The sequence below is a fragment of the Paracoccus sp. (in: a-proteobacteria) genome (assembly GCF_035556475.1).
Classification (GTDB): domain Bacteria; phylum Pseudomonadota; class Alphaproteobacteria; order Rhodobacterales; family Rhodobacteraceae; genus Paracoccus.
This window is the reverse complement of sequence record NZ_DATMFA010000037.1, coordinates 25,797-35,876: the sequence shown is the minus strand read 5'-3', so window position 1 is coordinate 35,876 and position 10,080 is coordinate 25,797. Positions and strand designations below refer to the sequence as shown.

Below are 10,080 nucleotides of genomic sequence, written 5' to 3'. Positions count from 1 at the left end.
CTGCTCCTTCACGTCGAACTGACGCAGGCGGGCGCGGACAAAGACATTGGCGATGCCGGGCACATAAGAGAGGCCCATCACATCCGTGACCACCGCGACGCGGGGCAGCACCACCGACTGGCGCCGCACGAGGTCGAGATGCGCGCGGAGCGACGTCCACCCCTCCCAATGCGGCAACCCCTTCAGAAAAACCACCAGTCCCGGCTGACGGCCATGCTTGCCGCTATAATCGTCTATCGTGCGGCCAAGCGTCTCGAAGTCGCTGGCGGCCAGACTGCCCTCGGGCCGGGCAAGAATGACATTCCGGGCCGGATCTATGTCGATGTTGAGCATTGGGATACCTCCTCGGTCTCAGGCCCCAACGCGCAAGCTGCCCGGCCGGTTCTCAGAACGGTACGTCGTCGATGCTGTCGCCTGCCTGCGCGGCGGGCTGGACATAGCCGGCCTTGATGGTCTTGAAACCGGTCGGAAACTCGACGGTCAGCGTATCCTCGGCGATGCCCATGACCGTGCCATTGCCGAATTTCTGGTGAAAGACCCGGTCGCCGACCGCAAAACTCGCCGCAGGCTCGGCATCAATGGTGATCGGCACCTTATGGACCGGCTGGGACCGCTGCCCCGCCCGGTCCTGCATCCGCTTCCAGCCCGGCGAGTTATAGACATCCGCCCGCGAGGCGCGATCATGCATCGAGGATTGCGCGAAAGGCTGGGCCGCCGCGCCATAGCCGCCGCCATAAAGACCGGGCGGCGTCAGCACCTCGACATGTTCCTCGGGCAGTTCGTCGATGAAGCGCGAGGGCAGGCTCGACTGCCATTGCCCATACATGCGGCGGTTGCCGGCGAAGCTGATCGAGACCAGCTCCTTGCCGCGGGTGATGCCGACATAGGCCAGCCGCCGCTCTTCCTCGAGACCCTTGGTCCCGCTCTCGTCCATGCTGCGCTGGCTGGGGAACAGCCCGTCCTCCCAGCCCGGCAAAAAGACGATCGGGTATTCCAGCCCCTTGGCGGCGTGGAGCGTCATGATGCTGACCTGATCCTCCTGCTCGCCCTTGTCGGCATCCATGACCAGAGACACATGTTCCAGAAAACCCTGAAGGTTTTCAAATTCTTCCAGCGCCTTTATCAATTCTTTCAAGTTGTCGAGGCGGCCGGGCGCGTCGGGCGACTTCTCGTTCTGCCACATCGCGGTATAGCCGGATTCGTCCAAAATCCGCTCGGCCAGCTCGACATGGTTCACACGGCTGTCGATCGCATCCGCATGCCAGCGGCCCATGCCCTCGACAAAGACCCGCAGCGCGCCTGCGCCCTTGCCGGAAAGCACCCCGGTCGCCACGGCGGATGCCGCGCCTTCCAGCAGCGAGAGGCCGCGCTCCCGCGCCTCGCGCTGGATCTTCTGCACCGCCTTGTCGCCAAGGCCGCGCTTGGGCAGGTTCACCACCCGCTCGAAGGCGAGGTCGTCGCTGGGCGAGACCGCGAGGCGGAAATAGGCCATCGCGTCCCGGATCTCCTGCCGCTCATAGAAACGCGGACCGCCGATCACGCGGTAAGGCAGGCCGATCGTCATGAACCGGTCCTCGAACGCGCGCATCTGGTGGCTGGCGCGGACGAGGATCGCGATGTCGTTGAGGCTGCGCTTGCCGATCGAATGACGATGGCCGCCGTGGAAGGCCTCGATCTCCTCGCCGATCCAGCGGGCCTCGGCCTCGCTGTCCCAATGGCCGATCAGGCGCACCTGCTCGCCCGCCTCGGCCTCGGTCCAGAGCGTCTTGCCGAGCCGGCCCTTGTTTCCGGCGATCAGCCCGGATGCGGCGGCAAGGATCTGCGGGGTCGAGCGGTAGTTCTGCTCAAGCCGGATGACCTTGGCGCCGGGGAAATCGGATTCGAACCGCAGGATGTTGCCGACCTCGGCGCCGCGCCAGCCATAGATCGACTGGTCGTCATCGCCGACGCAGCAGATGTTCTGATGCGCGCGGGCCAGCAGCCGCAGCCACATATATTGCGCGACGTTGGTGTCCTGATATTCGTCGACGAGGATATAGCGGAAGCGATCCTGCCATTGCTTCAGCACATCGGGATGCGCCTGAAAGATCGTGACGCAATGCATCAGCAGGTCGCCGAAATCGACCGCGTTCAACTCCAGCAGGCGGCGCTGATAGGCGGCATAAAGCTTGCCGCCCTTACCGTCAAAGGCCCGCTCCTCGCCCCTTGGCAGGTTCACGGGCGTCAGGCAGCGGTTCTTCCAGCCGTCGATCAGCCCGGCAAGCTGGCGGGCGGGCCAGCGCTTCTCGTCGATATTCTCGGCCTGGATCAACTGCCGCATCAGCCGGATCTGGTCGTCGGTGTCCAGAATGGTGAAGCTGGTCTTCAGATGCAGGGTCGCGTCGCCCACAAGCTCGGCATGGCGGCGCAGGATCTTGACGCTGACCGAGTGGAAGGTGCCAAGCCACGGCATCCCTTCGACCATCTCGCCCAGCAGGCGGCCGATCCGCTCCTTCATCTCGCGCGCGGCCTTGTTGGTGAAGGTGACGGCAAGGATCTGGCCCGGCCGCGCCTTGCCCAGCGTCAGCAGATGCGCAATCCGGGTCGTCAGGGCACGGGTCTTGCCCGTCCCTGCCCCGGCCAGCAGCAGCACCGGGCCGTCCAGCACCTCGACCGCCGCGCGCTGCGCGGGGTTCAACCCGTCGAGGTAAGGCGCAGGTCGCGCGCCCATCGCCCGCTGCGAAAGCGGGACGGGGGCCGAGGACGCCGCCTCGAAGGCATCGGTTTCGTCAAATTCGTTCATCTCGCAAACATAGCCCCTGCCGGCGCATGGGGAAAGCCCATGTTCACGCCTTGTTCACATCACGCCCGCAAACCGGCGAAAATCGCGGGATCAAGGCTGGTATGGGCGAAGGTCTCGCCCCGGCTCAGCACGCTGACCGCATCATGGGAATGCAGCGATTCCTGATGGCTGGCCACGACGCGGAAATCGCCGATGCGCGGATCGGCCATCAGGCCGCCAGCAAAGGCGCGAACCGCGTCCTCGACAAAGATCGGGTTGGCGGCGTTCAGCTCGGCAAAGGCCTGCTCGTCCTCGCGCTTGACCATCACCTGCGTCTCGGTCGGGACAGCCTGGCGGCAGAGGTCGACCATATCCTCGAACCACAGGCGCCCCTCGCCATTGATCACCGCCGAAATCCGCGCGATGGATCGCTGCGAATGCGGGGTCGCAAGCTGGCCGCGCATCTGGCGGGCATGTTCCGAAAGCTCCAGCGAGCAGGGGCAGGTCGAGCTGTAGACGTAGTCGAAATGCATGATCTTCAGCCGCGCGCCGTTCCGTTCGACCAGTTCCTGCGCGATGTCGTAATATTGCCACCCGCTGAGACCGGAGCGCAGCGAGGCCATGCGGATCGGAAAGTTGAACCGCATCTGGATGCGCGCGTCGAGGCTGTCGAGGTCGGACTTGTAATCGTCGAGCGCCGCCTCAAGCACGCCCATCGAAAACTCCTGATCCGCATGAGCGTAGAACGAGCGCATGATGCGGCTCATGTTGATGCCCTTGCGGTCGGCCTCGAGGCTGACGGTGCCGGTGACCGAGGTTTCCAGCGTCACCTCTCCGCCCTCGCGGGTGCGGTAGCGGATCGGCAGGCGGAAATTCGAGATGCCGACATGCTGGATCGGCGCGCGCGCGCCCACGATCAGGCTGGCCGGACCGTTCTGCAGGTCCGGCAGGCTGTCCTTGTAGCTGTCATCGACGCGGAAATCAGCGGGATATTCCCGCGACAGCGCCGGATAGGCGCGTTCCGTGGCGATGGGCCGTGCCTCGGTCATGAGTCGTCTCCCTCGACAAATCGGAAACAATCTGGGGCCTGCGGACCAAAAAATGAAGGGGCGCCGTTGCCTTGATGCGGAAACGGCGCAGCCCGGCTCATCCGATCGCCTGGCGGAAATCCTCGATCAGGTCACCCGCATCCTCAAGCCCGATCGACAGGCGCAGCAGTCCGGGCGTGATGCCAAGGCCCTCGCGCACCTCCTCGGACAGGCGCGAATGGGTCGTCGTCGCCGGATGGGTCACGATCGACTTCGCATCGCCAAGGTTGTTCGAGATCTGGAAGATCCGCATCCGGTTCATCGCCTCGAAGGCGGCTTCCTTGCTGCCGAGGTCGATGGCGACCATGGTTCCGCCCGCCCCCATCTGGCGCATGGCCAGATCATGCTGGGCGTGGCTGGCGAGGCCGGGATAGATCACGCGGGTTGCCTTGGCCTCGCCCTCCATGGCGGTGGCGAAGGCCAGCGCCGTGTCGGTCATGGCGCGCACCCGCAGGTCCATCGTCGTCAGGCCGTTCAGCATGATCCAGGCGTTGAAGGGGCTGATCGCAGCGCCGGTATGTTTCAGGTAGGGCTCGGCCACCTCGCGCACGAAATGCCGCGTGCCGCAGATCACGCCGCCAAGGCAGCGGCCCGCGCCGTCGATATGCTTGGTCGTGGAGTAGACGACGACATCCGCCCCCTGCTCGATCGCGCGCGAATAGACCGGGGTGGCGAAGACGTTGTCGGCGATGACCAGCGCCCCGACCGCATGGGCCAGCTCGGCCACGGCGGTAATGTCGATCACTTCCAGCGTCGGGTTCGAGACGGTTTCGAAGAACACGGCCTTGGTGTCCGGCCGGATCGCGGCGCGCCATTCCTCGATATCGGTGCCGTCGACATAGCTGATCTCGACCCCGAAGCGGGCCAGCACGTCGAGGACATAGAGGCAGGAGCCGAACAGCGCCTTGGCCGAGACGATATGGTCGCCGGGCTTGGCAAAGCACATCAGCGCGCCATTGACCGCCGCCATGCCGCTTGCGGTGGCGAAGGCGTCCTCTGCCCCTTCGAGATTGGCGATCCGGTCCTCGAACATGCGCGAGGTCGGGTTGCCATAGCGGGCATAGATGAACTCGTCCGGGCCGGACTTGATGAAGCGCGCCTCGGCCTGCTCGGCGCTGTCATAGGAAAAGCCCTGCGTCATGAACAGCGCCTCGGCCATCTCGCCATACTGGCTGCGGCGGATGCCGTGATGGACGGCGCGGGTGCGCGGATGCAAAGGCTTATCGGACATGGGCAGACTCCTGTGCGTAGGGGGTCCGGTTACTCCCGCCCGGCCATCCGCGCAAGGGGAGAGCCTTACTCCGCGTCGCGCGGCATGGCGTGACGCTCAAAAAGCTTCGCATTGAGGACGAAGAACAGGATCATGATCACCGGCAGGCCGAAGGTCTTGAAGTTCACCCATGCCGTCTCGGACATGCTGCGCCAGACGATTTCATTCGCGACGGCCAGCGCCAGAAACAGCACCGCCATGCGCCGGGTCAGGATGCGCCAGCCCTCGGGCTGCATCGGCAGGGCCTCGGACATGACCAGTTGCAGCCAGTTCCGGCGCAGAACCATGCTGGCGCCAAGCAGGCCGGCAAAGATCAGATAGATGATCGTCGGCTTCATCTTGAAGAATTTCGGATCGTTCAGCCAGACCGACAGCCCGCCAAAGACCACGACCAGCACCAGCGTCGCGATCTGCATGGGCGAGAGTTTCCCGGTCAGCCGCCACAGCGCCAATGTGCTGAGGACCAGCACCGGAATGAAAACCAGCGTCGCGAAGATGAAGCCGGAATATTCGGTCCCGCCCAGCATCACGGTCTTGTCCCGCATCCGCATGAAGAGGACGAAAAACAGCAGCAGCGGCCCCAGCTCCAGGCCGGCCTTCAGCAGCGGGTTGATCTTGCGGGGTTCGGTCATCTCGGCCTCGGGGACTGTTGGCGGGAGCCGGCGCGGGGCCGGCAGCTGTCATTTGACGGCAAGCGGCCCGCAGGGCAAGCGGGCCGGCAAGGCGATCCTCCCCTAGTCGAGGCGGATCGCCGCAAGGATCGGGCCAGAGGGACGGGGCTCGCGCCCGGCGCTCAGCTTCTGGGCCAATATGGCGTGGCGCGTGTCCTGCGGAAAATCCTCGCTCCCCGGCAGACCGGCCTTGACGGTCAGGCGCAGGGGCGCGCGTCCGTCCCAGTCGGCGATGCGTTCGGCGGCCAGCACGACATTGCGATAGGTCACGATCAGCCCGCGATTCTCGCCGGCCTTGATCTTCACCTGACGTTCGGGGGCATAGCGCACCAGCGTGATGGCGACCGGACCCGTGATCTGCACGCGCGGCATCAACTCGATCTGGAAACCATCCTTTTCGGGGCGCGAGGTGACGATGACGGGAATCGGCCGCGCCATCTGCGTGTCGAGCAGCGTCATCAGCTCGGCCGGGCGGACGGCGATCAGCGTGTCGGTCCCGCCCACGATCATCTGCGGCGTATAAATCGCCCGCTCGCCCCAGGCATGGGCATAGGCCTGCTGGCGGCGGGTAAATTCGGGGCGCGCGAACTCATCCGCCCAGCCCAGATAGTCCCAGTAATCGACATGCCAGGACAGGGCGAGGATGTCCTCGCGATCCGCAAGCTCCGCCAGCATGTCATCGGCGGGCGGACAGGAGGAGCAGCCCTGCGACGTGAAGAGTTCCACCACGACCGGCGGATGCCCGATCGGTCCGAATTGGCGGCTGCGCATCTGCGCCGTCCGCCGTTCGGCAAAGGTCGAGACCAGAGGGGAATCGGCGAAAGGATCCGTCACGCCCTCGGGCAGCATGTCGGCATCAATACCCGCTGCACCCTCCGGCGCCTCGATCAGGCCGATGTGATTGCCGTTGCCCTGCGCGTCCTCTCCCGCACCCTGCGACGGCTCCGACCGCCCGGCCGGGGCCGAGGCAGGGGATCCGTTGTCGGACGAACCCTGGCGCGCGCCGCTGTTCGACGAAAGGCTTCCGGCACCCATGTCCTGCCCGTCATCCTGCGCCCAGGCATCATGCGCCGGCAGGGCCACGGCCACCGCCACCAGCGCCGCCAGAGCGAACGCCCTCGCATGAGGCCATACCCGTCCCGGTTGCGCGCAAACTATTGCAAAGCCTGGGGCCATTTCGTGAAATATTCCTGCCATATCGTATGCATCTCTATCGCCACTCCGGCATGGGCCACAAATCAATGCTTTGTTAGGCGGGCGCGCGGCCTGCGTGAACGTTGCCGCAAACCCACAGCCTCCCGCGCCATGCCGTTTCGGTATACATTCGCATACAATAGTGGCTTTCCCCTCTTGAACAGCTTCGGGAAAATGGGCACATCCTTGATGAGACCGCCATTCAGCCACCTTGCTATTAAGGAAGAGGGAGCCGAGTCATGCCCATCGAAACAGGAATCGACACCGCGAGGACGCGCCGCCAGCTTGAAGCCGGCGGATCGATCGTCGCCTATTACTCGATCGACGCCGCCACGCAGGCCGGTCTGGGTGATTTCTCGAAGCTTCCCGCCTCGCTCAAGGTCGTGCTCGAGAACCTGCTGCGCTTCGAGGATGGCGGCCGCACCGTCAGCACCGAGGACATCAAGGCCTTCGGCGAATGGGCCAATCTGGGCGGCAAGAACCCGCGCGAGATCGCCTATCGCCCGGCCCGCGTGCTGATGCAGGACTTCACCGGCGTTCCAGCGGTGGTCGACCTTGCCGCGATGCGCGACGGGATCAAGTCGCTCGGGGGCGACGCGCAGAAGATCAACCCGCTGAACCCGGTCGATCTGGTCATCGACCACTCGGTCATGATCGACGAATTCGGCAATCCCCGCGCCTTCCAGATGAACGTGGATCTGGAATATGAACGCAATATCGAACGCTACCAGTTCCTGAAATGGGGCCAGAATGCGTTCAACAACTTCCGCGTGGTGCCGCCGGGCACCGGCATCTGCCATCAGGTGAACCTCGAATATCTGGCCCAGACCGTCTGGACCGACACCGACCAGAAGGGCGAAACCGTCGCCTATCCCGACACGCTGGTCGGCACCGACAGCCACACCACCATGGTCAACGGCATGGCCGTCCTCGGCTGGGGCGTCGGCGGGATCGAGGCCGAAGCCGCGATGCTGGGCCAGCCCATCTCCATGCTGATCCCCGAAGTCGTCGGCTTCAAGCTGACCGGCAAGATGGTCGAGGGCACGACGGCCACCGACCTGGTGCTGAAGGTCGTCGCCATGCTGCGCAAGCATGGCGTGGTCGGGAAGTTCGTCGAGTTCTACGGCGACGGCCTCGACCACCTGCCGCTGGCCGACCGCGCCACCATCGGCAACATGGCCCCCGAATACGGCGCAACCTGCGGCTTCTTCCCGATCGACGGCGAAACGCTGCGCTACATGCGCAATACCGGCCGTGACGAGGCGCGGATCGCCCTGGTCGAGGCCTATGCCAAGGCGAACGGCATGTGGCGCGGCGCGGATTACGAGCCGGTCTATACCTCGACCCTGCATCTCGACATGGCCGAGATCGTTCCCGCCATCTCCGGCCCGAAACGGCCGCAGGACTATGTGCCGCTGACCGATTCCGCGCGCAGCTTCTACAAGGTGGTCGCGGATTACCGCGGCATCGACGTCTCGGCCGACGCGCTCGAGATGGGGGCCGAGGGCGGCGCCGTCGTCTCGCCCGCCACGGATGCGCGCCGGACCGCCACGGTCGAGGGCAAGGACTACACGATCCGCGACGGCTCGGTGGTGATCGCCGCCATCACCTCCTGCACCAATACCTCGAACCCCTATGTGATGATCGGCGCGGGTCTGGTGGCGCGCAAGGCGCGGGCGCTGGGTCTGACCAGCAAGCCCTGGGTCAAGACCTCGCTGGCGCCCGGCTCGCAGGTGGTGGGCGAATATCTTCAGGCCGCGGGCCTGCAGGAGGATCTGGACGCGCTCGGCTTCAACCTCGTGGGCTATGGCTGCACGACCTGCATCGGCAACTCCGGCCCGCTGGGCGATCCCGCGATCTCGAAGGCCATCGCCGAAAACGATCTGGTCGCCACCGCGGTCCTGTCGGGCAACCGCAACTTCGAGGGCCGGATCTCGCCTGATGTGCGGGCGAACTACCTCGCCTCGCCGCCGCTGGTCGTGGCCTATGCCATCGCGGGCGATGTGAACGTCAACCTGACCCGCGACCCGATCGGCAAGACGCCCGAGGGCAAGAACGTCTACCTCAAGGACATCTGGCCGACCAATCAGGAGATCGCCGATCTGGTCCATGCGACCGTCACGCGCGAGGCGTTCCAGACCAAATATGCCGATGTCTTCAAGGGCGACGAGAAATGGCAGGCCGTCGAAGTCACGGACAGCGAAACCTATGACTGGCCGCCGACCTCGACCTACATCCAGAACCCGCCCTATTTCCGCGGCATGTCGAAGGAGCCGGGCAAGATCACCAATATCAACGGCGCCCGAATCCTGGCGATCCTGGGCGACATGATCACCACCGACCACATCTCGCCCGCGGGTTCATTCAAGCCGACCACCCCGGCCGGGAAATACCTGATCGAGCGTCAGGTCGCGCCCAAGGACTTCAACAGCTACGGCTCACGCCGCGGCAACCATGAGGTCATGATGCGCGGCACCTTCGCCAATATCCGCATCAAGAACGAGATGCTCGATGGCGTCGAGGGCGGCTACACCAAGGGCCCGAAGGGCGAGCAGACGACGATCTTCGACGCCTCGATGGAGTACCAGGCGGCGGGCATCCCGCTGGTGATCTTCGGCGGCGTGGAATACGGCGCGGGCTCCTCACGCGACTGGGCGGCCAAGGGCACGAACCTTCTGGGCGTCAAGGCGGTGATCGCCGAAAGCTTCGAGCGTATCCACCGCTCGAACCTCGTCGGCATGGGGGTCATCCCCTTCGAATTCACCGGCAGCGACAACCGCAAGACACTGAACCTGAAGGGCGACGAGACCGTCTCGATCGACGGGCTCGAGGGTGAGTTCAAGCCGCTCTCGCTGGTTCCGGCGACGATCCGCTACGCGGATGGCTCGGAGCGGACGATCCAGCTCAAGGCGCGCGTCGATACCGAGGTCGAGGTCGAATATCTCGAAAACGGCGGCGTGCTGCATTACGTCCTGCGCAACCTCGCCAGAGCCTGAGCCTGTCATCGGTTCGATTGCTTCACGGCCGTCCCTTCGGGGGCGGCCTTTTCGCTGGTGGCGCGGCCGCATGGGTATTTGGAAAACGGTGAAATCCGAA

At 64.9% G+C, this 10,080-nt stretch carries 7 protein-coding genes; 1 reads left to right on the top strand and 6 read right to left on the bottom strand.

Annotated features, from left to right (window positions below):
- The 6 genes from VNQ78_RS04855 to VNQ78_RS04830 all read right to left on the bottom strand — a co-directional run.
- Positions 1-333, bottom strand: a 333-nt coding sequence (locus VNQ78_RS04855; protein WP_325687169.1) for a hypothetical protein, incomplete at its 3' end; no start/stop codon positions are given.
- A gap of 52 nt (positions 334-385) precedes the next feature.
- Positions 386-2,782 (bottom strand): ATP-dependent helicase, encoded by a 2,397-nt coding sequence (locus tag VNQ78_RS04850; protein WP_325687167.1) that lies wholly within the window; start codon positions 2,780-2,782, stop codon positions 386-388.
- 59 nt (positions 2,783-2,841) lie between these two features.
- Positions 2,842-3,810 carry a GTP cyclohydrolase FolE2 gene (gene folE2 / locus VNQ78_RS04845; RefSeq protein WP_414694043.1) on the bottom strand — a complete coding sequence of 323 codons (969 nt, stop codon included), beginning with the start codon at positions 3,808-3,810 and terminating at the stop codon, positions 2,842-2,844.
- A 97-nt stretch (positions 3,811-3,907) separates the two neighbouring features.
- Positions 3,908-5,080, bottom strand: a complete 1,173-nt coding sequence (gene metZ / locus VNQ78_RS04840) for an O-succinylhomoserine sulfhydrylase (protein WP_325687165.1) — start codon at positions 5,078-5,080, stop codon at positions 3,908-3,910.
- A 65-nt stretch (positions 5,081-5,145) separates the two neighbouring features.
- Positions 5,146-5,751 carry an inner membrane-spanning protein YciB gene (locus VNQ78_RS04835; RefSeq protein WP_325687163.1) on the bottom strand — a complete coding sequence of 202 codons (606 nt, stop codon included), beginning with the start codon at positions 5,749-5,751 and terminating at the stop codon, positions 5,146-5,148.
- Between the two features lie 102 nt (positions 5,752-5,853).
- Positions 5,854-6,885 carry a DUF1223 domain-containing protein gene (locus tag VNQ78_RS04830; RefSeq protein WP_325687161.1) on the bottom strand — a complete coding sequence of 344 codons (1,032 nt, stop codon included), beginning with the start codon at positions 6,883-6,885 and terminating at the stop codon, positions 5,854-5,856.
- 338 nt (positions 6,886-7,223) lie between these two features.
- Here VNQ78_RS04830 and acnA point away from each other — a divergent pair, with 338 nt between their 5' ends.
- Complete coding sequence (gene acnA / locus VNQ78_RS04825) at positions 7,224-9,980, top strand: aconitate hydratase AcnA (RefSeq protein ID WP_325687157.1); 2,757 nt, start codon at positions 7,224-7,226, stop codon at positions 9,978-9,980.
- Positions 9,981-10,080 lie beyond the last annotated feature (100 nt).

Bases quoted from the DNA above. Each gene is read 5' to 3' on its own strand.
- VNQ78_RS04835 (WP_325687163.1), bottom strand. From the start codon at position 5,751: ATGACCGAACCCCGCAAGATCAACCCGCTGCTGAAGGCCGGCCTGGAG.
- metZ (WP_325687165.1), bottom strand. From the start codon at position 5,080: ATGTCCGATAAGCCTTTGCATCCGCGCACCCGCGCCGTCCATCACGGC.
- folE2 (WP_414694043.1), bottom strand. From the start codon at position 3,810: ATGACCGAGGCACGGCCCATCGCCACGGAACGCGCCTATCCGGCGCTG.
- acnA (WP_325687157.1), top strand. From the start codon at position 7,224: ATGCCCATCGAAACAGGAATCGACACCGCGAGGACGCGCCGCCAGCTT.
- VNQ78_RS04850 (WP_325687167.1), bottom strand. From the start codon at position 2,782: ATGAACGAATTTGACGAAACCGATGCCTTCGAGGCGGCGTCCTCGGCC.